Genomic DNA, 22,585 nt, shown 5'->3' with positions numbered 1-22,585 from the left:
GAATAGGAGAGCTTCAGCATGGAAATCGGAATACTTGGCGGCGGTATTGCAGGGTTGAGCGTGGCGCTGGCCTTGAGCAAGCAGGGGTACAGTCCCCGGGTATATGAGCGCCGGGCGGGGCCTGCGACTATGGGGGCCGGCGTTACGCTCTGGCCCAACGCTGGCTTTGTGCTAGAGGAACTAGGGTTGCTGCAAGACATAGCTGCAGTGGGAGGCCGGCCGGTGGCAATGCACCGTCAGGATGCTGCGGGCAATTCTTTGGGGGGCATCGATATTGCGCTGCTAGACCAGATCATGGGACATCCGACCCATACGATTTTGCGCAGGGACTTGCAGGCGGTACTGCTGGATCATGCGGCACAGGCCGGGATCCCGGTAGAATTCGGGCATCGGGCGGTGGCGATCGACCTCGAGGCTAGCGGTAAAGCCGTGGCGCGGTTCGAAAACGGGGTAAGCATTCGTCCAGATCTGCTGATCGGCGCCGATGGTCGCATGGACTCGGTGGCACGCAGGTTCGTCGCGGGGGACAACACACCAGTTTATCAGGGCTTTGTGAACTGGGTGGGTGTGGCGCAGGGGGAGAGTGCATTAGTGGGCGATATCGCGATTCAGGATTATTGGGGGGCGGGTGATCGCTTCGGTTGCGTGGCGGTCCGGCCGGATTTGGTCTACTGGGCGGCGGCGCAGGCACGGCCATTGCCGGGGGCGGCGCCCGCAGCGGATATGCGTAAGGAGATTGAGGATATGTTCGCGGGATGGCCGGAGCCTGTCACCCGCATCATCCAGGCGACACCGGTGCATGCCATCCGACTGATTGCCGTGCACGACTTGGAGCCGCTGCACACGTGGAGCCGGGCGAATGTGCTGCTCGTGGGGGATGCGGCGCACGCGCCGTTGCCGACATCTGGCCAGGGCGCCTGTCAGGCGCTGGAAGACGCCTGGCATCTGGCAAGGTGTCTGGTTGGGACGGACGGCTGCCTCGATGAAGCCTTGCTGCGCTTCGCGGAGATCCGCGGGCCGAAGACCGCGAAGCTGGCCGAGCAGGGTCGAGTTTTCGCGCGCGGTCTGTTTGCCACTGATCCTGAAACCTGCCGCATTCGCAATGAGCGCGCCAAGGCGTCCGATCCCTTGCGTGACGTGCATGCCCTGGCAGCAGGATGGGCGCAGGGTTTGCCGATGGCCGGCTGCACGGACGGCACGCCGGTGGACTGCGTTGGCTCCGGCAGTCTGTACCGCCTCTGAAGGACTGTGCCAATGTAGACACCGCATGGCGTCTCCGGCCGCGAGACGCCTCACTATTGAGCGAGCCTGGCATTGTCGGACACTGTCATTTGATAGGCTTGTGAAAGGGAGTGAAAACATGAAATCAACGACATATACACCGAAGTTGCGGGCCTAGGCAATCAACTGGTGCTGGCCCAAGGGCTAAAGCTGGAAGAAGCCGCGCAGCGAATCGCGATCCCACAGGGTCGCTGGCGAACTGGGTGGGTGCCGTGCCGCCAAACGCGGTACCGATCCGGCCGCACCACCTGGTATGCTCTCCAGTCTGATATTGGTGATATCGCTCACAGAAGATTTTATAGCGTACGCTCCGAAATCACCGAAGGTAAGCAAGCAGCACTGACGCGTGACCTTCCTGGGTGCTCATAGTCTGGTACTGGACAGCGGGGCGGCTCCTGGTCGAGCCGCATCATGGCCTGGAGTTGGCACATATGCAAGAGCTGACCGGCATCTGTTGTGAAAGCCAATTCTATCCGGCATAGGGGCGCGTGGGTCATTATTCGCGTGGCGAGCATTGCGAGCCATTGCGTAGCTCGACGGGTGAGAGGTCGCCTATAGTGCTGTGTTGCCGGTCGCGACGCCGTCCTGTTCGCGTTCGGCCTCATCCCACCTCACTGAATGCAACTCCTTACAATCCGAAAGCCCAGGTCGTCGATACGGTAGGTAGGATGGCTTTTGCGCCGACATGAGGCGCGGCAGGCGTTGGGGACATCGAGCCAGCCGCCGCCGCGAAATACACGATATTCTCCGTAGACCTCCGGGTCAAAGCGATCCCAGCACCACTCCCAGACGTTACCGATCATGTCATGGAGGTCCAGTGCATTCTCCACTTTTTCTCCGACCGGATGCCGGCTGCCACTGGAATTTCCCGCATGCCAGCCGATAGTGTCGAGGTCACCGTAACGCACTTCCTGGCTGCCTGCCCTGCAGGCATACTCCCATTCAGCCTCTGTAGGCAGTCGGTAGCCCTGAGCGGTCGGGTCCCAAGTTACGCTTTCGCCATCGATGTCATAACAGGGCGCCAAGCCGGCAAGGTGCGATAGGTGATTGCAAAAAGCGATCGCGTCGAGCCAGGAGACATCGACCACCGGGCAGGTTGCGGTATCGGGGCAGAGTTCACCTCCAGTCATCTCACGGTAAAGCTGTTCTGTCACTGGAAAACGGCAAATGGCAAACGCACGGAGCTCCTCTTTCCAGAAGCTGTTCTTGGCCTCGTTCTTTAGCAGAATATTTCCTGCTTCAATGGTGACGAATGAAGCGTCGAGTTCAGCCAAGATGTCGTGTAGTCGATACATATGCGTATAGTGAAAATCGATAAGCTAATATCCTAACCGTTTGAGCTTCGCTCTTGCACCACGCGCCAAATATCGTCGAGCAACAGACAAGTCATCGCAGATCTCCACCGACTTGACGGCTAGCATTCTGAATGACGAACGGCCCGATCGAAAATTCGACCGGGTCGTTAAGACAACACCATAACACTACGCCACTCGCATTCTACGAAAACCTGCTTAAGTGAACGGCATTACCACCGCGGCGGGGGGAGGGGTGATTTTTTTGCGCCGGCGCCGGGCTATTCCTCCTCTGGGTCCGGCAGTTCGAACCGGTCGGTGTGGAATCTATTCCTGGACCTCGCCGTAGCGTCCCCGGTCGACCGCCACCTCGCGCACGCGCTTGGTCTCGTCGGTCCTGAAGACACCCTCCATCAATTCGACGAATGGCTCCTCCGGCGCGGTACCGGTGGGCTCCTGCTCTAGCTGTTGACGGATGCGCGCGGTCAGCGGCAGGTGGGGCGGCCGTTGCTGACCGAAGACGTCCTGGCGCAGTACATGCTCGGCGTCGGCGTAGCGCAGGCTCAACAGGCCGAGCGCGGAAAAGACCTCGTCCATCAGTCGCACATCGGAGTTGTGCGATGAGCGTACGGGCGATGCCGGCGTGCTGATGCCTGCCGCCGTCCCGCTACAGCCGCACCCTAAGGACAGCCGCAGGAGCGGCGGATGCGCATGGTCGCGGGCATGCGAACCACGCTGCGCGCCGCATCCGGCTCCCTGATGCGCCGGATCAGCAAGCTCACCGCGCGCGCACCGATGTCTTCCAGTGGCTGGGCGGTGACGGTCAGGCTGGGGCTGAACAGGTCGGCCCAGTCGAGGTCATCGAAACCGGCGAAAGCTATTTCCCCCGGTATCGCCACGCCAGCCTCCTTCAGCGCGCGCATCGCGCCAAGCGTCATCAGGTTGTTGCCGGAGACGATGGCGCTGGGCCGGTCGGGCAGGGCCAGCAGCGCGTGCACGGCCAGGCGCGCCGGTTCGACGCTCGATTCGCCGCACGCCACCAGGCGCTCGTCAATGGCCACGCCGGCCGCCGCCAGCGCCCTGCGGTAGCCCGCCAGCCGCTCGCCACTGGTCGAGTTCCACTGCGCCCCGGACAGGTAGCCGATGCGGGTGTGGCCGTGTCCGATCAGGTGCGCCACCAGCGACTGCATCGCCTCGGTGTTCTCGACGCCGACCTGGTCGAATGGTGTCGGCAGCAGATGGTCGACCAGCACCGCCGGGATCTGGTTGGCCTCCAAATACTTCAGCGAGCGCAGCGCGCCGTCATTGGTCGGTGCCATCAGGATGCCGTCGACCCGGCGCTGGTGGAAGGCCTGGACCACGCGCAGTTCCTGCTCGGGGTCGTCGTGGGTGTCTGCAAACAGCATCATCAGGCCGGCCTTGCCGCAGGCGGTGTCGATGGCCCGGACGATTTCCGAAAAATAGTGGTTGGCGAACGTCGAGATGGCCACGCCTATCGTGCTCGTGGTCGAGCGCGCTAGCGAGCGCGCCAGCGAGTTGGGGATGTAGCCGGCCGAGGCGATGGCCAGACGCACCACCTGCTCGGTCTCCGGGTCGACCCGCCGGGTCCCGTTGATGACGTGGGAAACGGTGGACACGGATACGCCGGCAACCCGGGCGACGTCGTTCATGTTAGCCAAAGAGCAGCCCTTCCATTGTTTTGTGTTCAGTCGTGCAGGATAGCACGGCCAGGCGCAAGCGCTTGCGCGTAGAGACGGGGGAAATTGCAAAGTGTCAAAAAATAGTAGTTTTTTCACCGCGCAAGCGCTTGCGCAAGCGCTTGTATGTATCGTACTATCTATTCGGAGCTTGAAATGAGGAAGGCCGCCGGCACCGCGGCGAGCCCGTTTTATTGCACCGCGCGCAGACGCGGCCTCCGCACCAGCCGACTTGGCGGACCAGTACTACCTACATGGAGACAAGACAGATGAAAACATTGTTTAGCGCCCTGGCGCTGGCCGGAATGGCCGTGCTCGGCGGCAACGCCGCGGCAGGCCAGCCGGTGATCGGCGCCCTGATTCGCAACCTCGACGACCAGTTCCTCGGTGACTACGGCAGCAACCTGAAAAAGATCGCTGCCGCCAAAGGTGCCGAGCTGAAACTGATGGACGCCCACGGCGACATGGCGACCCAACTCGACCAGCTCAACACCTTGCTTAGCCAGGGAGTCAAGTATTTCGTGGTGGTGCCGGTGGTGACCGAAGGCAGCGACCAGATCGCCCAGGCGATCGCGGCCAAGGGCGGTGGCGCTGCATTTTCCAACACGGCGCCGACGGTGAAGGCGCTCAAGACGGGGCGCAACTTCTTCCTCGCATCCTCGCCCGAATCGGTGGCTGGGCAGATTCAGGCAGCCATCGTCGACGACTACTTCAAGAAGTTTCCCGCCAAGCTGGGCCCCGGCAAGTCGATCAACCTGCTGATGCTGCTCGGCCAGTTGGGGCACCCGGCGCAAATCTACCGCACCCAGGCGGTGCTGGCGTCGCTGCAGCAGAAGGGCTACAAGGTCAATGTGCTGGCCAAGGACACCGCCAACTGGCAGCCGGAGGAGGCGCAGCAAAAGATGGACGCCTGGCTCAATGCCTACCGCGGCAAGTTCAACCTGGTGCTGGCCAATAACGATTCGATGGCGCTGGGCGCGGTCGAATCGCTGGTCACCGCCAAGTATGTCGATGACCCTGCTCGGCCGGGCGTGGACGTCGACGGCGATGGCACCTCGCTGAAGGTACCAGTGATCGGCGTTGACGCCACCCCGGTGGCGCTGCGCTCGATGGCCGAGAAAAAACTCTACGCCACCGTGCTGCAGGACGCCGGCGAACAGTCGGCGACGGCCTTTGAACTTGCCTACCTGATGGCCACCAAGGGTGCCGTCGGCGGCGCCACGGTGCGCGGCTACAAGCCGCTGGCCGTCGCCATCGAAGAAGCCCCTGCCAATAACGCGGCGGTTATCGGGCAGGTCTATCTGGTGCCCTTCAAGGCCGTGACGCAGGAAAATTACAAGAGCTTCACGAAGAAGTGAGGCGCACCAGCAGCGCGCGCCGCGACGCCGGCCGCGCGCTGTGTCACTGGAGGGGACGAATATGGATGGCACGCCTTACGTTATTGAAATGAACAACATCAGCAAGCGCTTTCCCGGCGTGCAGGCGCTCGACGGCGTCACGCTGCGGCTGCGCCCGGGCAAGGTGCACGCGCTGATGGGGGAGAACGGCGCCGGCAAGTCGACGCTGATGAAGTGCCTGTTCGGCATGTATCGGCCGGATCAGGGCGAGGTGCGCTTGCGTGGCCAGGTGCGGCAGTTCCAGCATTCCCGCGACGCCCTCGACGCCGGGGTGGCGATGATCCATCAGGAGCTGGCCAACGCGCCGGCGCGCTCGGTGCGCAGCAATCTGTGGCTAGGCCGCGAGCCGACCCGCCGGGTCGGGCCGCTGCGCCTGCTGGACCACCGCAAGATGCGCTCGGACACCGCCGCGCTGATGCGCAAGCTAGGCATGGACATCGATCCGGACGCCATCATCGGCGACCTCTCGATTTCACACCAGCAGGCGTGCGAGATCGCCAAGGCGGTCGCCTGCGATGCCGCCGTCGTGGTCATGGATGAGCCGACCTCGTCGCTCACCGACAAGGAGGCCGAGCAGCTGTTCCGTATCATCGGCGAGCTGACCCGGCGCGGCGTGGCGGTGGTCTACATTTCACACAAGATGCATGAAATTTTCCAGATCGCCGACGAGGTGTCGGTGATGCGCGACGGGCGCATGCTCGGCACCTACGACGCCGGCGCGATCGACGAGGAGCAATTGATCCAACTGATGGTCGGGCGCGAGTCGAGCCAGCGCTTTCCCCCGCTGGACAGTGTGCCAGGCGCGACACGCCTGAAGGTGAACGCGCTCAGCTCGCCCGACCCGCGCTCCTTTCAACAGGTCAGCCTGGAATTGCGCCGCGGCGAGATCCTCGGTATCGGCGGCCTGATCGGCGCCGGCCGCAGCGAGTTTGTCGAGGCCCTGTTCGGCCTGCGCCGGGTGGCCTCCGGCAGCATCGAGATCGACGGCAGGGCGGTGCGCATCGGCAGCAGCGGCGAGGCCATCGTCCAGCGCATGGGCCTAGTCACCGAGGACCGCCGCGGCTCTGGCATCTTCCCGCAGTTGTCGATCACCCGCAACACGGTGATCTGCTCGCTGGGGCGCTATATGGGCCGCTGGCGCACGCTGCAGCACGCCCGTGCTGGCGCCGAGGCGGCGCGGCTGAACCGCCAGCTCGGCACCCGCAGCGCCTCGATGGAGACGCCGATCGGCAGCCTGTCGGGCGGCAACCAGCAAAAGGTGCTGATCGCACGCTGGCTGATGACCGATCCGGACATTCTGATCATGGATGAACCTACCCGCGGCATAGACGTCGGCGCCAAGTTCGAGATCTACTCGGTCATGGCCGAGCTGGCGCGGCAAGGCAAGTCGATCATCATGGTGTCGTCCGAAATGCCCGAGCTGATCGCCATGTCGCACCGCGTCATGGTGCTGTGCGAGGGCCGCCACACTGGCACCCTTGAACGCGCCCACGCCAGCCAGCACGAGATCATGCGCCTGGCCACGCAATACCGCTGACGCCGGCGCCGCCCCGCGCCGTCCCACACCACAAACGGAGACAATTTAGCATGAATACCCTGACCAAGGCGGCCGACGAGGCCGCCACCCCCGGCGCGCCCGCGCCCCGTCCCACCCCGGCGCCGGCACCGGCACCGGGCCGCCGCCTGCTCGCCTACCTGCGCGCGCGCACCAACCTGCTGACCTTTGTCGTGCTGGCCACGGCGCTGGCGCTGCTCACCGACGGTGCCTCGCTGTCGCCGGAATCGATCAAGAACCTGGCCGTGGCCGAGTCGGTGCGCGCCCTGGCCGCGCTGGGTGTAGGCATGATCATCATCACCCGCGGCATCGACCTGTCCATTGGCGCGGTCGTGTGCCTGGTCAGCAGCGTGGCCGCCTCGTTCGCCCAGAACAGCGACTACGCCGCCGCCTTGTATCCGGGTGTCGTGTTCCCGCTGTGGTTGCCGGTGGTGGCCGGCGTGCTGACCGGCGCCGCCTTCGGCCTGCTCAACGGCCTGCTGGTGGCGCTGGCGCGCATCCCGCCCTTCATCGCCACGCTGGGCACGATGTCGGTGGCCTTCGGCTGCCAGCTGATCTACACCCGTGCCAACGTGGTGGGCAGCCTGACGGACGCCTACAAGGAAATCGGCCAGGGCGCGCTGTTCGGCATACCCCACCTGGCGCTGTTCGCGTTGCTGGCCGCCGCCGCCGTGTACCTGATGCTGGCCCACACGCGCCAGGGCGCCAGCCTATACGCCATCGGCGGCAACCCTGCCGCAGCGCGGGTGTCGGGCATCAACGTCAAGCGGGAACTAGTGATGGTGTATCTGTACGCGGGCGTCCTGTACGGCATCGCTGGCGTATTGCTGTCGAGCCGGCTCGGCCTGGCCAACGCCCTCACCGGACGGGGCATGGAGCTCGACGCCATCGCCGCCGTGACCATCGGCAGCGTCTCGCAAAGCGGCGGCATCGGCACCGCCGGCGGCATGGTGCTGGGCGTGCTGACGCTGGGGATCATCAACTACGGCATGACCTTCCTCGGCGTCGACTCCTACTTCCAGCTGGTGATCAAGGGCGGCATCATCATCGTCGCCGTCTACTTCGACATGAAAAAAACCGCCAGCGGCGAATAAGGAAGACGAACATGCTTGTTGGAATCCATCCCTGCGTCAGCCCCGAGCTGCTCTACGCCTTGGCACGCATGGGCCACGGCGACGAGATCGCCGTGGTCGACGCCTACTATCCGGGCCACAGCAACAACGACCTGGTGATCCGCTGCGACGGCAGCACGGCGGCCGAGCTGCTGGCCGGCGTGCTGCCGCTGCTGTGCCTGGACGACTACGTCGCCGCGCCGGTGGCGATGATGCAGCCCGAAGCGCACGACCGCTGCGACCCGGAACTGGAGCGCGACTTCCGCGCCGCCATCGACCGCTGCTGGCCGGACACGCCGGCGATCGCCCGCATTGGCCGCCAGGAGTTTCTGGCGCGCTCGCGCGCTGCCTTCGCCATCGTCGTCACCGGCGAACGTCGCAAGTACGGTAACATCCTGCTACGAAAGGGCGTGCCGGGGCAGCAGTGAACGGCATCTGCCGCCAGGACTAGGGCAGGGCGGTGCGTCAGGCGACCGGATCGATCTGGCGGCGGAGGCGTACAAGGGCGGGCGAACCCGTGGGAAAATCGTGATGCCAGTGGCCGCGAACGGCTAGCTTGCGGCGCGCGGTCCGCTGCCGCTGCTCTCCCGTATCACCAGCGACGATGCAAGCTGCAACTGCCGCGGCGGCGTGCCCGATAATTGCGCCAGCAGACTATCGACCAGCGCCTTGCCTGCGTCGATCATCGGCGTGCGCACTGAGCTCAGCGGCGGCTGAAAATTGGAGGCGGTGATGATGTCGTCGTAGCCGATCACGCGCACGTCGTCCGGCACTTTTTTGCCGAGCGCCGCCAGCGCGCCGATCGCGTTCATCGCCATCGGGTCGGTGGAGGCGAAAATTCCGTCGAACCCACCGTCGCGGGGATAGCGCTCGGCGATCGCGGCGACCACCGATTCGCGCGACTGGTTGGCCGCCAGGGTCAGGTCGGCGGCGGGGATCAGCCCGCGCGCGTGGTGAGCCTGCAGATAGCCGGTGTGGCGCTGGCTGATCTCGGGTAGTGCCGTGTCGCCCAGGAAGGCGATGCGCCGCACGCCCGCATCGAGCAGGTGCGAGGTCGCCAGGAAGCCGCCCTGCACGTCGTCGCCGCCCACCGAACCGTACAATTGCCCGGGCAGCCGTGCGCCCCACACCACGAACGGCAAGCCTTGCACGGCCATCGCCGTCAATTGGTCATGATGCCCCCACTGGCCGATCAGGATGAAGCCGAGGCACCGCCCACCCTTGTACGCCTCCGCCGCCAGATCGAGCCGGTCGGCCGACACCCGCGACAGCAGCATATCCATGCCGCACGCGGTCAGGGCGTCGGCGATGCTGCCGATCAATGTGAGAAAGAACGGTTCCGACAGCGGCAATTGCTCGACCGGGTCGTACGGCACCACCACCGAGATGGTGCGGTTTTGATTCAAGCGCAGATTCCTGGCGCTGGCGTCGATGCTGTAATTGCTCGTTTTGGCCAGTTCGGTGATGCGCTTGCGGGTTTCCTCACCGATGCGCCCGGTCCCGGACAGCACCCGAGACACGGTCGAGCGCGACACACCGGCCATCCGTGCGATGTCTTCCATCTGTGTGCGCGACGGCCGCTGGAAAGGTGAGGCCACGCTGTCGTCCGGCTGCTTCTTCTCAGTCATTGTGAATCCCGATAACTATTTAAAAATTGCGATGGTTACTCGCCGGGCATCTTACACCGGGCATCACCAACCTTCACGTCGCACGCAGGCGGCGAATAAGCAACCGATTGCGCAAAATGGCTCTGTCTATATACACGTTCGCAGCGCAAATGTCATTCGAAAAGCTTTCCACGCTTAAAAATGTCAGTTTTCGGCAAAAAATAATTAAGTTATTGCAGTCAATCCACAGAAATGCGATAGTGAGCAATCGATTGCGCAAAAGCGACGTTCAGATTGCTAGTCATCAAAGCCCGGTACGACCGAGGCGACGGCGCATCGAGTATGAGGACAAGCTCGGAACCTAAAAAATCAAGGAGACCAGATGAAGTTTCAACTCACCCCCCTTTCCCTGGCGTGCGCCATGCTGATGCACGCTGCTGGCGTCCACGCGCAGGAGGCCGCCGCCAAGGCAGCCGACACGGGCACACTCGAAGCGGTGACCATCACCGCCCAGCGCCGTTCGGAAGTACTGTCGAAGGCGCCACTCGCGGTCAGCGTGGTCAGCCAGAAGGCGCTGGACGCGCAAGGCATCACTTCGCTGACCGACATCGCCTCGTCGGTGCCTAACATGGCCGTCGCCAGCAACGGCTTCTCCATGCGCGGCATCGGCAGCAACGCCTCCTTCGGCGGTTACTCGACGGTCGCGGTCCACGTCGACGGCATCTACGAACCGAACTATCAAGTGCTGAGTCTCGGGCTGTACGACGTCGGCCGCATCGAGGCGCTGCGCGGCCCGCAGGGCACGGTGTACGGCCGCAACGCCACCGTCGGCGTGGTCAATGTAATCACCGCGCGCCCGACCGCGCGCCAGCAACTGTTCGGCGACGTCAGCTATGGCGACCACAATGACGTGACCGCGCGCGCCGTAGTGAACGTACCGGTATCCGAGACGCTGCTTCTGCGCGCCTCCGTATTGCGGCGCACCAGCGACGGTGACGAGCCGGGCAGGGCGGTCTCCAGCCGCTACGGCGAGGTCGACCTGTCAAGCGTGCGCCTGGCGGCGGCCTGGCAACTGGGCGACAGCCTGAAATGGAATGTGTCGTTGAGCAAGCTAGAGGACAAGGGTACGATTGCGGCGGTTCACAGCGTCGCCTATAACTACTTCCCCGACGCCAGCATTGCCGCCGGCACTCTGGGCAAGCGTGTCACCGTGCCGGTCGACACCAACGTCGGCGGCATCGGCGGTGGCGGCGCCGGCACCAACATCCGCAAGGATCTGGCCCAGACGGGGCTGCGCTCGTCGCTGGTGTGGGCCGTCAACGACGATTGGACGGTGACCTACCTGGCCGGCTTGACCAAGCTGGTCAACAACGGCGTCGACCTCAACTCCGGCATCTTCAGCCTCTACAACAAGGACAACAAGACCATCACCCGGAGCCACGAGTTGAACGTCAATTACGAGAGCGACCGCCTCAAACTGGTCGGCGGCCTGTACGACTATCGCGACGAGCAGACCGGACTCTACGGGGTACGTATCGCCAACGCACTGCCGGCACCGCTGGCTAGCGTGCTGCCGCTGGGCCTCGCCTTCGCTCCCGGCGCCGGCAACCTGCCGTCCGGCTATGGCAACCTCGACGCGGCGGTGCGCAACAACGCGTTGAAGAACACCTCCAGGGCGGCCTTCGGCCAGGCCACCTACAGCGTTTCCGATGTCTGGCGCATGACCCTGGGCCTGCGAGGCACGCGGGACACGGCGCTGACCGACACCGATACCCAGGCTTGCCTGTACGGGACCATGCATGCGCTGGCGGCCAACCTGCCGTGCGGCGTACCGTTCGGCCCTGCGGTCAACGCCTCCGGCACCACCAGCTCGCGCAACACCAGCTACAAGGTGACGTCCGAGTTCGACCTGAGCAAAACCGACATGTTGTACGCCACCGTGTCGACCGGATATCGCGGCGGCGGCGTCACGCCGAACGTGGCGACCCCGTACCTGACCTACAAGCCGGAGACCCTGACCAGCTTCGAGGCGGGCTGGCGTGGCCGGCTGCGCGGCGACACGTTGGGCCTGAACCTGACGGCCTTCAGCATGGATTACAAGGACCTGCAGGTGAGCACCATCGGCAAGAATCTGTCGGGCAACAACACCGTCGTGACCGGTAACGCCGCCACTGCGCGCGTGCGCGGCATCGAGGCCGAGCTCGACTGGAGGGTCACGCGCCAGGACCATCTGCAGGGCTTCCTTACTCTGCTCGACGCCAAGTTCGGCAGCGTCGCGCCGGGCATCGACAACGCCAACGCCGTCGACGCGCTGTACAACAACTTCGCACCCACGCCGATCAACACCGCACCGCTCGACAACAGCGGTCGGCGCTTACCCAACGCGCCCAAGGTCAGCGCGCGCCTGCGCTACGCCCATACCGTTGAGCTGGGTGCCAACGGGCAGTGGACGCCGTCGATCCAGACGTATTGGCAGAGCGGCAGCCATTCGGTCATCGATAGCCTGAGCAGCACCGATCCGCTGCTCGGCTACCGCAAGGCCTACAGCAAGACCGACCTCAACCTCGACTGGCAAAGCCAGGACAGGCGCTGGAACGTCAACGCCCACGTCTATAACGCCGAGGACCGCCAGGTCTACACCAGCAACACGCAGATCCTGGCGCTCAGTATCGCGTCGTACATGCCGCGGCGCACCTTCGGCCTGCGTGTCGGCTACACCTTCTATTGAACATGACCGCGCATTCAACAATATCCAACCAACGGAGTCCAGCGCATGCTAGGTAAAGTCTTTCGGCCAGCCATCCGTTCGCCCGAGGTGGGCGGCGACGGCTCGCTGATTTTCCGGGTGGAGGCGCCGGCGGCCCGCCAGGTACGGGTCGAGCTCGACGCGCTGGCGGCGCCGCTGCCTCTGGACCGCGCCGCCGACGGCATCTGGCGCGGTAGCAGCCCTGCGCTGCCGCCAGACCTGTATTGCTACCGGCTCGTCATCGATGGCGTGTCCGTGCTCGATCCCGCCAACCCGTGGATCAAGCCGTCCAGCACGGGCCTGGGGGAGAGCATGGTGTTGCTGCCCGGCCGGTCCGACGCCGCTGCGTTGCCATGGCAGTATGGCGACGTGCCGCGCGGGCTGGTGGTGCGCCACAGTTACCGTTCTGCCACCATCGGCGGCGACCGCGAGTTCTACGTCTATACCCCGCCCGGTTACGACCGGCGTTCCGGCCGCGCCTACCCGGTGCTGTATTTGCTGCATGGCTTGGGCGATGCAGCGGGCGCATGGTTCAGCGCCGGACGCGCCGACGTCATGCTCGACGCGCTGATTCACGACGGCCGTTGCCGGCCCATGCTGGTGGTGTGTCCATCCGGGCATTGCGATCCAGGCATGGCCAGCGACTTGCCGCCGCCGCCCGCCGGGGTGGCGCTGCGCAACATCGAGCTGTCGGGCGCCAGTCTGCTCGACGAGGTGTTGCCGGTTGTCGAGCGTAGCTATTCGGTTGACACCAACCGACGGGGCAGGGCGGTCGGCGGCTTGTCGATGGGCGGTGCGCAGGCGCTGTTCGTCGGTCTGAACGCGCCGCACCGGTTCGCCCATGTCGGCGCGTTCAGTCCCGCCATCTTCATGTTCGAAGGCGATTTCGAGGCCTGCCTGCGGCAGGCGACGTCGCCGGCGGCGATGCCGCGCCTGTCCGTCAGTTGCGGGTGCGACGATTTTTTGATCGACGACGTCCGTGGCTTCGTCGACTGGCTGGCCGCGCGCGGCGTCGCGCACAGTTGGCAAGTGGTCGACGGCGCGCATGCATGGCCGGTCTGGCGGCGCAATTTCATCGATTTTGTCGGTACATTATTTAACAAGGATCATCATGACGATTCACTTCGCAATTCTGGCGCGTAGGCGCCTTGCCGCCGCTGTCGCCGCCGCGCTGTGCTGCGTGCTGCCGGCGGCCGCCGCGACGCCATCCCCGAATACGCAAGGCATGGTCGAGGCACCTTGCACCGGCTTGCCGGCGCTACCCGACGTGCCGCGCGCGCTGGTCGACATGTTCATCGAGCCCGGCGCCATGCGTCCTGCGGAACTGGAGCGCCTGATCGCCGGTCCGATCATGACGCAGCGGGCGCGGGCCGAGGAAATGCGGCGCCAGCTCGACTGGCCGGACCTGTGCCGCTACGCCGCCGCCAACGCCACCGTGACGGCGGCCGGCACCGCCATCGACGGTGTCTTCCTGGGCGACTCGATTACCGAGTTATGGTCAGAGTCGGCGGCCCGGGTGTTCGGTGACCACTGGCTCAATCGCGGCATCGCGGGGCAGACTTCGCCGCAGATCCTGTTGCGCTTTGCCGCCGACGTGGCGGCGTTGCGTCCCCGTTTCGTCCATCTCATGGCGGGCACTAACGATATCGCCGGCAATACCGGCCCCACCTCGGCGCAGCGTTATCAGGACAACATCGAGGCCATGGTGGCGATCGCCAAGCGTCAGGGGATAGCCGTGCTGCTGGCGAGCATCCCGCCGGCGGCCAGCATGCCCTGGCGGCCCAGCCCCGGCACACCGGCGCGTATCGAGGCGTTGAACCGCTGGCTCAAGGCGCTAGCGCTCAGCGAGGACCTGGTCTACGTCGACTACCATGCGGTGCTGGCGGCGCCCGATGGCACGTTCCGCGCGGACTTTTCGAACGATGGCGTCCATCCGAACAACCGGGGCTATGCGCGCATGAAAAGCGTACTGGAATCCGCGCTCGGCCAATTACCCGACAAGAGGTCGCAAAACGGGCGCGCCGCCATACCTACCGTCAAGGAGTAACAGAATGAGCGAGTTTAATTTCAAGTCCGATTCCAGGTCCGTGCACACCGCGCCACGGCGCGCCTTTTTAAGCGCGTGCGGTGCGCTGGCGGCCGCCGTCGCGGCACACGGGGCAGCCCGGGCGGCGGCTCCCGTCTCGGCGGCGCCGGGGCCGATACCGCTGCCTCCGACGGTGTCGCCAGGCTGGCCCAGGATGTTCGCCGACCTGGCGGCCTTCCCCAAACCGGCGCTGCCGTCGCCGGACGATGTGGAAGCCTGGGACGCCTTGCGCCAGCGCCTGGCGGCGATGTTCGAGGAAATGAGCCGTGAGCGCGTCTCCGCCACCGGCGTGCGATCGCGCAAGGGCACGCTCGGCGGCGTGCCGGTGATATGGCTGGAGCCACCGCATGTGCGGCGTCGGGACTGCCTGATCGTCTACGCTCACGGTGGCGCCTACACGCTCGGCACGGCCAGTTCGACGCTGCTGGCGCCAGCGCAAATGGCGCTGGCGACGGGCTTTTGCGTCGTCTCGATCGACTACACCACGGCGCCACGCGCGAAGTGGGAGCGCACCACCGACGACGTGGGCAAGGTGTTCGCCGCGCTCTATGCCGATGGCTACGCGCCGCGCCGGATCGGCTGCTTCGGCGACTCGGCCGGCGGCGGCCTGCTGGCGGGCGCCTTGCTGCGGATGCGCGACAGCAAGATACCATTGCCGGCCGCCGCCGCGCTGTGGTCGCCTTGGTCCGATCTCGACTTTCAGGGCGACACCCTGCTCACCCTGGCCGCCGCCGATCCCATCGTCTCGACGGAGACGTTGCGGCCGAGCCGTGACGCCTATGTCGGCGCAGGCGAGCGGCGTAATCCGTACGCCTCGCCGGTGTATGGCAACTACAGCAAAAACTATCCGCCAACCCTGGTGCAATGCGGCTTGCGCGAGGTCTTGCTGTCGGACTCGGTGCGCTTGTACCAGGCGATGGCCGCCGGTGGCGTCGCCGTGACGCTCGATGCCTACGAGGGCATGCCGCACGTGCACCAGACGATGGCTGACACCAGCCCGGAGGCCCAGCGCGCCATCGCCAAGACGGTAGCTTTTTTAATCGGCCACGTCGAATCCTGACGCCTCACCATCAAGCGCACTTGCGCCGGCACGGAGGCGGCCGCGCTAAATGGGGCGCCCGCCGTCCGGCTTCGTTTTTATCAAGTTAATCACATCGGGATGACAACATGACACGCTGCTTCGTTCGATACAAACAACGTCCGCCTGCCGCAGCGGTGCTGCTCGCCTGCCTGGGCGTCATCGCCACCGCGCCGTCCTTCGGCGCTAGCTTCGAGCAACGTTGCCTGGCGATGGCTGACAAGGCGCCACCGTCCAGCACCTCCAGCACCTTCCGCGTGCGGCAGGCGATCTATCACGCCGAGGGCGAGCCCCAGGAAATCCGCCTGGAGCAGGGCGGCACGCACATGGCCAAATTGCCGGCCCACTGCGAATTGATCGCCGAGACGCCGGCGCGCCAGGCCGACGGCCAGCGTTACGCGATTCGTTTCCGCCTGCGGCTGCCGTCGGACTGGAATAACCGTTTCCTGTTCCAGGGCGGCGGCGGCAGCAACGGCGACATCGGCGACGCCACCGGCAAGCTATATGGCGCCGACGACACCGCCATCGAACGGCATTACGCGGTGCTGAGCCAGGACTCCGGCCACGACAACGCCAGCAACAACGACCCGCTGCGCGGCGGACAAATGGTATTTGCTTCCGATCCGGCCGCGCGCAGCGACTACGGCCACGCGTCGCTCAAGCGCAGCGCCGACGCCGGCCTTTGGCTGGTGCGTCAGTACTACGGACAAAAACCGCGCTATAACTATTTCGTCGGCTGTTCCAAGGGCGGGCAGGAGGGCATGGCGTTCGCCCAGCGCTATCCCGAAATCTTCGATGGCATCATCGCTTCTGCACCGGGCTTCGCGCTGCCCAAGGCGGCCCTGGCGGAGGCCTGGGACACGCGCGCCTTCAGCCGTGTTATCCAGACGCCCGGCGCCGCCGGCTTCGACGTGTCGCGCTTGCATACTGCCTTCAACGGTGTGCAGCTCAAGCTGGTGCGCGAGGCGATCCTCGACGCCTGCGACGCCGACGACGGTCTGCGCGATGGCATGGTCGCCGACTTGGATCGCTGCACCGACCGGAAGGTGCTGGCGCAGCTGCGCGGAAAAATATGTCCGGCCAGCGGTGCGACGGCCGACTGCCTGAGTCCGACGCAGATCGATGCGCTGGTCGAATCGATGCGCGGGCCGTTGGGCAGCGCAGGCCAGGCCCTCTACAACCGCTGGTTCTGGCCGTCCGGGATCGACAGTCCGGCGTGGCGCGTATGGAAGATCGGCTCGGAGGACGGCCAGGTGCCGCCGCTTAACGTGGTGCTGGGCGGCCAGGCGCTGGCCTCGGTGTTCAGCACGCCGCCGGTGATGTTGCCGCCGGGACCACAGGCACTGGCCGACTATCAGATCGGACTTGACTTCGACAGCGCGGCGGCAAAGGTCCAGGCGGTGGCGGCGCCATTCCGGCACTCTGCCTGGGAAGATATCTCCGCGCGCTCGACCGACCTGACGCGCTTCAAGGCGCGCCACGGCCGCCTGATGGTGCCGCACGGAGAATCCGATCCGGTGTTTTCCCTGGCGGACACGCTCGACTGGTTCGACCAGTTGAACCGGCGCGAGCATGGCCGGGCCGGCGAGTTCGCGCGGGTGTTTCCTGTGCCGGGAATGTGCCACTGCTCGGGCGGTCCGGCCACGACGGAGTTCGATTCCCTGGCGGCGATGGTGGACTGGGTTGAGCACGGCCGCGCGCCGGACCGTCTCGAAGCCAGTGCGGGGCCGGGCACACCATGGCCGGGCCGAACCCGCCCGCTTTGCCCGTATCCGGAAGTGGCGCGCTACCGCGGTAATGGCGATCCCGAAAAGGCGGAGAATTTCGCTTGCGCACTTTGATAGCTCAGGCCTTCTGGCCGCCCACACTAGATTGATCAGGTGGGCGTGCCAGCGCTCGCGTCAAGCTCAACCCTGCCGTCACGTTATGGCTCCATCGTGTGAGCGGTGGCCTATTCGTTTTGCTCGGGGTTACACTGGCATTATCCAGGCAGAACTGGAACTCGATACCATGCCCCCGATACCGCTGTCCCGGCGTTCTGCTCTCAAATCGAGTCGGTCGTTGGCGTAATGCAATGGCGCCCGGCTCTTCCATCGAGCGGAAACTCAGCTTCCATCATCATCCTTTTCGATATCATGCATATCTTCCGCCGTCCCGCCCGTCTCGATGACATCCCGTTCCTGCTGACGCTACGCTGTCAGACGATGGATCAACACCTGGCTGCATCCGGCCTTGGTACGAGCGAGGCCGATCATCGCGTACGCATCCTGTATCGATTTGACTGCGCTGAAATATTGCTGCGAGGCGCGACACCGGTTGGTTTGCTCAAGCTCTTGCGCGATGGAGTTCAATGGCAACTAATTCAAATTCAACTTAGTCCAGCCCTACAAGGTCAAGGCGTTGGCAGCCAGCTTCTTGCCAGCACAATCGCCGAGGCGGCTGCCGCAGGTGCGACGCTCTCTCTTGGCGTGTTGAAGACAAACCCAGCAAAGGTGCTATACGAACGATTTGGATTAATTGTCGTGGCTGAGGACGATCATTCATATCAGATGCACCGTCGGGCTAATGGAGGTTGCGGCAACAGCCGCTAAGCCCCTCTTGCCACCGCAGTGACTTGACCTTCCGAATGCGTCTGATGAAGTATTTTGCCGGCTCATTGACCATCGAGTGGAATTATTTAAATCAACCTCTGTTGAAGTTTCGCCGATGTCCACGTCCGTCAGATTTTCTGAACCGCACTAATTCTGGTGAGAAACATGAACAGTCGATGTTTGAAATAGAAATGCTGAACATTGTTAAAATACCTCTGTTATTTTACTTTTTTCACCTGCATATGGTTGTGATACTTTCGGTAAAACTTGGGGCAAACTTGGGGCAATGGAAGATGGCGTCAGATCGCTTTAGCGCAAAAGATACCGGAAGTTACCAATTTTTCCCCTGCGCTGTCGTAGGCTATTGTGATCTATGGTTACTTTGTTTCTAATTCGAAACTTGCACTTCCCACCAAGAATTCGTTTGATATCAAAGGCTTACACTGATCCAGTGTAGGCCTTTTTTGTTTGGTATGAAAAAAGTATGAAAAATCCGCTTCGGACCCGCTTGGACGAGGCTGGACAACGGACAATACGACTACTGCATAAGTCCGCACAAAGTTGCGTCGTTTCCCTTCCGAGCGCAGGGAGTAAATCTAGAGTCGCGGAAAATCCGTAGATGAAGCCTAACGTTCCTGTTCAGCGGCGGCGTGGACGCCGTCCGCTGAAAGCTGTTGTTCAACAGCGCTTACCTGCGATCCGGCCTCGCTCATGGAGGCCAACAGCCAGCGACGAAGGATCGCATGGGCATCGCTATCTGGATCAAGGTACTCCATGTGACCCGTACCCGGCAATTCGATGATCTCTACAGTGTCACCTGCTGCCTCTGCTGCCCTTGCGTAGCCTCGTGAAAACTCGATGGGGACCGCACCGGCAGAGTGGCCGATCATGATGACGCGGTCAAGATCGACGTGAACGCCTCCGACACAAAGGTCCGCCAGGTAGTCGATGCCAGCGGCAACATCGTCCATTGTTGCCGGCCACCCGGCCTGAGGCGCACCCAGCCGGCGGTATTCCATATTCCAGACGGCAAAGCCGTGGGCTACCAAGTCGCTAGCGATGGCGGTCATCTGATCACGACCGTAAGGCATCCGCCAAGACCCACCGTGCAGCAGGCAAACAACGGGCGGCCGTGGTGTTGCAGGAAGGTACAGATCCGCTTGCTAGTCGGTGGATTTTCCATATTGGAATGTCTGCATCGTGGAACGCTGTTCGGTCTTTTTCATGCTTGTTTTGCCCCCTGTCGAACCTGAAGTTGACATCAACGACGTTGACGCGTTAATGCAGACAGTACGATATCTAAACCCATGATCAAAAGTGAAGAATTGACGTGGCGTATTATTGCTCTGCCCATGGAGTACAAGTTGGCGCTGCCTCTACCTGAAGATGTTCTGCAAGTGCCTGAATCGCATGCCGCAGTGTTGCGCCGCTCACGGGATCATGTGCGATGGCAAGCGGGTCTGCCTGCTTGCCCGGCAAGTGAAGCGTGGCGCAAGCATCGTGGATGATCGTTGCCGACATCGTTTCCAGGACCAGCTTCAAGGCGGCTTGCGCAGCGGATGCTCTCGGCGAGGTATTGAACAGCGCGACGGGCTTTCCCGGGAAATCCGGGCTGCCTACCAGCCAATCGAGCATGTTCTTGAACGATCCGGGTATGCCGCGCGCGTATTCGGGGCAGGCAATCAGGAGGCCGTCCGCCTGACATACGCGGCTGCGCAAGTCAACGATGCTCTGCGGAAGGTTGGCATCGAGGTCTGGAGTAAAGTGAGGCAGCTCGCCAATCGCATCGTAATGTTCGATGACGACGCCTGGCGGCGCCAGCAGGGCAGCCGCGATGAGTGTCTGCGTGTTGGACGATGCAGCGCGCAAGCTGCCGGACAAGGAAAGTAAACGCATCTTGAGTGAACCGTGATCGATCGGGTGGATAGTTTGGCATGTCCGGCATACAGCCGGCACGCGCTGTGGCAGCTAGCTGCCGTCGGGATGGTACCGGCGCAGTCAAGGCGGCACCCGTTGACCGCGTCAGGTGCGGGGAAGCAATGCTTGAAGATGCGCGAAGCCTGCAGCCTGCGCGAAGTCGGGAAGCCGCCAGATGGCGCCGTTGGCACCCCAGCTGCCGTCGGCCACATGATGCAGGATGACGGACGTTGCCAACTGCCGTTGCTCGGTCTCTGGCAGAGACTGCTTGAAGGCCGCGTGCACAAGGTCGACGTACATGGCCTGGGACGCACCGTCCAGGACGCCAGCCGGAACGTAAATCACGGCAAGGCAGGGCAGCAATCGTGCGCTCATGTCGCTTGCGCCGCAGGTCCACGTGCCAGGCTCCACTTCGTCGATGATCACCCAGCACATCGACCGTTTCCGTGGGTCGTCGGGAATTTGCTCCGCGGTGGCGGCAGCATCGTTGAGCTTTTGTACCAGGACGGCGCGGTGTTCGGTTGAAAAGGCACCCTTTGGTATCTTGATGAGAATGTTAGGCATGGTCAGCTTTTCTGTGTGTGAATCGGAGCTTGTATTACAACCTCGATTGATGCAGAATCACAGTGTCTGTTTTGACATATTTCGAGCTTTTTCAGTCAATGAATGATTTCACGGTTCTGGTCTTGCCAGGTGCTTTTGCGTCGAGTGTCGCCTTGACCCTCGATATTTTATCGGCCGCAGCGTCGTTAGCGGCAACGGCTGCTTGCGCCACACCGCGATGGCGCGTGGTCACCACTCAGGGCGCGGTCAAGCTTGGCCACGGCATGACCATCGACGCCACAATTCTGCCGAAAACCGCTCGTCCGGATGGTTCTACTTGGGTCATTCCCGGCCTTGGCCTGGAGCGTCCGCACGCTATCAAGGAGCGCCTGGCGCAAGCCGACGCCCTGCGCGCCATGCAGGCCTTGCAAGTGCATGTGCAAGCAGGCGGTGCCGTGGCTGCGTCGTGCTCGGCCGTTTTTTTGCTGCAGTCCGCCGGTCTCCTGGCGGGAAGACGGGCCACCACCTCATGGTGGCTGGCGCCGCTATTGCAGCAACTGGAGCCGCGCTGTGCGGTCGATGCCGACCGCATGGTGATACGCGATGGAACGCTCGTGACCGCCGGAGCGGCGCTCGCCCAGACCGATTTGATGCTGCACCTGTTGAGCACCCAGTTCAGCCCGGCGCTTGCCGACGCCGTATCGCGCGCGCTGTTAATCGATGGCCGGCAATCCCAGGCACAATTCATCGTTCCCGCCATGTTTGCCAATGGCAATGCACTGATCGCGAAACTGGTGGAACGTTTCGAGTCCGCCTTGCCCAATCCGCCCGGCGTTGCAGCGTTGGCGGCGGAATTTTGCATGTCCGAGCGTACGCTCTCGCGGCACGTCAGAGTCGCCACGGGGCGCAGTACGTCGGCATTGCTGCAGAGCGTACGGCTCAACAAGGCACGCATGCTGCTCGAAACGAGCAAGTTGACGGTTGAGCAAGTGGCTGAACGCGTGGGCTATGTCGATACGACGGCACTCAGGCGCCTGATGCGCAAAGTGATAGGCGTGACGCCAAGGCAATTTCGACCGGCCGTTTCATCCCCATTGTAACGAACCGAGCAACTCGGCGGCAGCGGGGCAATCTGCGCACCGCAATCAGGCTACCGGAATACTCAACCTCAAAGCAGACTTGGCAACGTTCTCTTCACAACCTGAGTTGGCCGATTCGCGATTGGTGGCCCGGCGCATAGCCGACAATCGACGCATCCTGGCGGCATCTCCTGCCTATCTAGAATCGCATGGACAGCCCGTGCAGCCGGAAGAGCTGGAACAGCACAACTGCCTGGTATTCGCCTATCCGGGGCTACTGCAAAGCACCTGGCCGCTGCGCAAGGGCCGCCGGGAGATGCCTATCGCGGTCAGCGGTAGGCGAGTTACGTGTGGCCGAATGCCAGTTGCTGGAAATCGCCAAGGCCATGCCTTCGATGGCCAGCGCGACCAGCCAGGTCAGCGGGAGTCATCTGGCCACCTTCGCTGGCGATCTTGCGCAAGCGGTTTTGGCGTACCTGCCGTTCGATGCCAACAGGGAGGTCAAGCACCTGCCAGACTTTGAGGCATTCGATGTGTTCGGGAATGTGGATCGAGTTCGGCTTGGCGATTCAGTCTAGCAAATCGAGGCGAGGCTCAAGATGAC

Annotated in this window: 20 protein-coding genes and 1 pseudogene; 14 read left to right on the top strand and 7 right to left on the bottom strand. The window is 63.5% G+C overall.

Features of this window, described 5'->3' with window-relative positions; genetic code table 11:
- The first annotated feature begins 18 nt into the window (after positions 1-18).
- Positions 19-1,242, top strand: a complete 1,224-nt coding sequence (locus FJQ89_RS06630; RefSeq protein ID WP_141169564.1) for an FAD-dependent monooxygenase — start codon at positions 19-21, stop codon at positions 1,240-1,242.
- A 650-nt stretch (positions 1,243-1,892) separates the two neighbouring features.
- On the opposite strand, the gene FJQ89_RS06625 is transcribed toward FJQ89_RS06630, so the two are convergent.
- The 3 genes from FJQ89_RS06625 to FJQ89_RS06615 all read right to left on the bottom strand — a co-directional run bounded on the left by FJQ89_RS06625 (position 1,893) and on the right by FJQ89_RS06615 (position 4,243).
- Complete coding sequence (locus tag FJQ89_RS06625) at positions 1,893-2,555, bottom strand: formylglycine-generating enzyme family protein (protein ID WP_243136448.1); 663 nt, start codon at positions 2,553-2,555, stop codon at positions 1,893-1,895.
- Between the two features lie 345 nt (positions 2,556-2,900).
- Entirely contained in the window at positions 2,901-3,170 is a 270-nt protein-coding gene (locus FJQ89_RS06620; protein WP_141169562.1) for an AAA-associated domain-containing protein, read from the bottom strand.
- Positions 3,171-3,253: 83 nt separating this feature from the next.
- Entirely contained in the window at positions 3,254-4,243 is a 990-nt protein-coding gene (locus tag FJQ89_RS06615; RefSeq protein WP_141169561.1) for a LacI family DNA-binding transcriptional regulator, read from the bottom strand.
- 296 nt (positions 4,244-4,539) lie between these two features.
- On the opposite strand from FJQ89_RS06615, the gene FJQ89_RS06610 reads away from it, so the two are divergent.
- The 4 genes from FJQ89_RS06610 (at position 4,540) to FJQ89_RS06595 (ending at position 8,762) form a co-directional block, all read left to right on the top strand.
- Positions 4,540-5,628 carry a substrate-binding domain-containing protein gene (locus tag FJQ89_RS06610; protein ID WP_205704579.1) on the top strand — a complete coding sequence of 363 codons (1,089 nt, stop codon included), beginning with the start codon at positions 4,540-4,542 and terminating at the stop codon, positions 5,626-5,628.
- A 61-nt stretch (positions 5,629-5,689) separates the two neighbouring features.
- The gene (locus tag FJQ89_RS06605; protein WP_141169559.1) at positions 5,690-7,204 is read left to right on the top strand and encodes a sugar ABC transporter ATP-binding protein; all 1,515 of its coding nucleotides are present in this window, start codon (positions 5,690-5,692) and stop codon (positions 7,202-7,204) included.
- A gap of 50 nt (positions 7,205-7,254) precedes the next feature.
- Positions 7,255-8,316 (top strand): ABC transporter permease, encoded by a 1,062-nt coding sequence (locus tag FJQ89_RS06600; protein WP_141169558.1) that lies wholly within the window; start codon positions 7,255-7,257, stop codon positions 8,314-8,316.
- A gap of 11 nt (positions 8,317-8,327) precedes the next feature.
- Positions 8,328-8,762 carry an RbsD/FucU family protein gene (locus FJQ89_RS06595; protein WP_092710474.1) on the top strand — a complete coding sequence of 145 codons (435 nt, stop codon included), beginning with the start codon at positions 8,328-8,330 and terminating at the stop codon, positions 8,760-8,762.
- A 123-nt stretch (positions 8,763-8,885) separates the two neighbouring features.
- On the opposite strand, the gene FJQ89_RS06590 is transcribed toward FJQ89_RS06595, so the two are convergent.
- Complete coding sequence (locus tag FJQ89_RS06590) at positions 8,886-9,962, bottom strand: LacI family DNA-binding transcriptional regulator (protein WP_243136447.1); 1,077 nt, start codon at positions 9,960-9,962, stop codon at positions 8,886-8,888.
- Positions 9,963-10,323: 361 nt separating this feature from the next.
- On the opposite strand from FJQ89_RS06590, the gene FJQ89_RS06585 reads away from it, so the two are divergent.
- From FJQ89_RS06585 to FJQ89_RS06560, 6 genes are all read left to right on the top strand, one after another.
- Positions 10,324-12,669: a TonB-dependent receptor gene (locus FJQ89_RS06585; protein ID WP_141169557.1), complete on the top strand. Its 2,346-nt coding sequence runs from the start codon at positions 10,324-10,326 to the stop codon at positions 12,667-12,669.
- Between the two features lie 45 nt (positions 12,670-12,714).
- The gene (locus FJQ89_RS06580; protein WP_141169556.1) at positions 12,715-13,830 is read left to right on the top strand and encodes an alpha/beta hydrolase; all 1,116 of its coding nucleotides are present in this window, start codon (positions 12,715-12,717) and stop codon (positions 13,828-13,830) included.
- Entirely contained in the window at positions 13,799-14,734 is a 936-nt protein-coding gene (locus FJQ89_RS06575; protein ID WP_168208382.1) for a GDSL-type esterase/lipase family protein, read from the top strand. The genes FJQ89_RS06580 and FJQ89_RS06575 overlap by 32 nt, the downstream gene beginning before the upstream one ends.
- 172 nt (positions 14,735-14,906) lie before the next feature.
- Positions 14,907-15,833: an alpha/beta hydrolase fold domain-containing protein gene (locus tag FJQ89_RS06570; protein ID WP_168208381.1), complete on the top strand. Its 927-nt coding sequence runs from the start codon at positions 14,907-14,909 to the stop codon at positions 15,831-15,833.
- 107 nt (positions 15,834-15,940) lie between these two features.
- Positions 15,941-17,692 carry a tannase/feruloyl esterase family alpha/beta hydrolase gene (locus FJQ89_RS06565; protein WP_141169553.1) on the top strand — a complete coding sequence of 584 codons (1,752 nt, stop codon included), beginning with the start codon at positions 15,941-15,943 and terminating at the stop codon, positions 17,690-17,692.
- 294 nt (positions 17,693-17,986) lie between these two features.
- Complete coding sequence (locus FJQ89_RS06560) at positions 17,987-18,442, top strand: GNAT family N-acetyltransferase (protein WP_141169552.1); 456 nt, start codon at positions 17,987-17,989, stop codon at positions 18,440-18,442.
- A gap of 626 nt (positions 18,443-19,068) precedes the next feature.
- Here the strand turns inward: FJQ89_RS06560 and FJQ89_RS06555 are convergent.
- From FJQ89_RS06555 to FJQ89_RS06545, 3 genes are all read right to left on the bottom strand, one after another.
- The gene (locus tag FJQ89_RS06555; RefSeq protein ID WP_341474487.1) at positions 19,069-19,554 is read right to left on the bottom strand and encodes an alpha/beta hydrolase; all 486 of its coding nucleotides are present in this window, start codon (positions 19,552-19,554) and stop codon (positions 19,069-19,071) included.
- Between the two features lie 226 nt (positions 19,555-19,780).
- Complete coding sequence (locus FJQ89_RS06550) at positions 19,781-20,338, bottom strand: NADPH-dependent FMN reductase (protein ID WP_141169550.1); 558 nt, start codon at positions 20,336-20,338, stop codon at positions 19,781-19,783.
- Positions 20,339-20,464: 126 nt separating this feature from the next.
- Positions 20,465-20,923, bottom strand: a complete 459-nt coding sequence (locus FJQ89_RS06545) for a tautomerase family protein (protein ID WP_141169549.1) — start codon at positions 20,921-20,923, stop codon at positions 20,465-20,467.
- A gap of 62 nt (positions 20,924-20,985) precedes the next feature.
- Here FJQ89_RS06545 and FJQ89_RS06540 point away from each other — a divergent pair, with 62 nt between their 5' ends.
- The 3 genes and pseudogenes from FJQ89_RS06540 (at position 20,986) to FJQ89_RS28695 (ending at position 22,559) form a co-directional block, all read left to right on the top strand.
- Positions 20,986-22,002, top strand: coding sequence for a GlxA family transcriptional regulator (locus FJQ89_RS06540; RefSeq protein WP_341474479.1), 1,017 nt, complete (start codon positions 20,986-20,988; stop codon positions 22,000-22,002).
- A 79-nt stretch (positions 22,003-22,081) separates the two neighbouring features.
- Positions 22,082-22,198 (top strand): annotated as a pseudogene (locus FJQ89_RS28335) (hypothetical protein); the annotation flags it as partial.
- Positions 22,199-22,331: 133 nt separating this feature from the next.
- Positions 22,332-22,559 carry a hypothetical protein gene (locus FJQ89_RS28695; RefSeq protein WP_168208308.1) on the top strand — a complete coding sequence of 76 codons (228 nt, stop codon included), beginning with the start codon at positions 22,332-22,334 and terminating at the stop codon, positions 22,557-22,559.
- Positions 22,560-22,585 lie beyond the last annotated feature (26 nt).

Source organism: Janthinobacterium tructae (assembly GCF_006517255.1).
In the GTDB taxonomy this organism is placed as follows: Bacteria; Pseudomonadota; Gammaproteobacteria; order Burkholderiales; family Burkholderiaceae_D; genus Janthinobacterium; species Janthinobacterium tructae.
The sequence above is the reverse complement of the archived record's forward strand: the minus strand, read 5'-3'. Positions and strand labels throughout refer to the sequence as shown.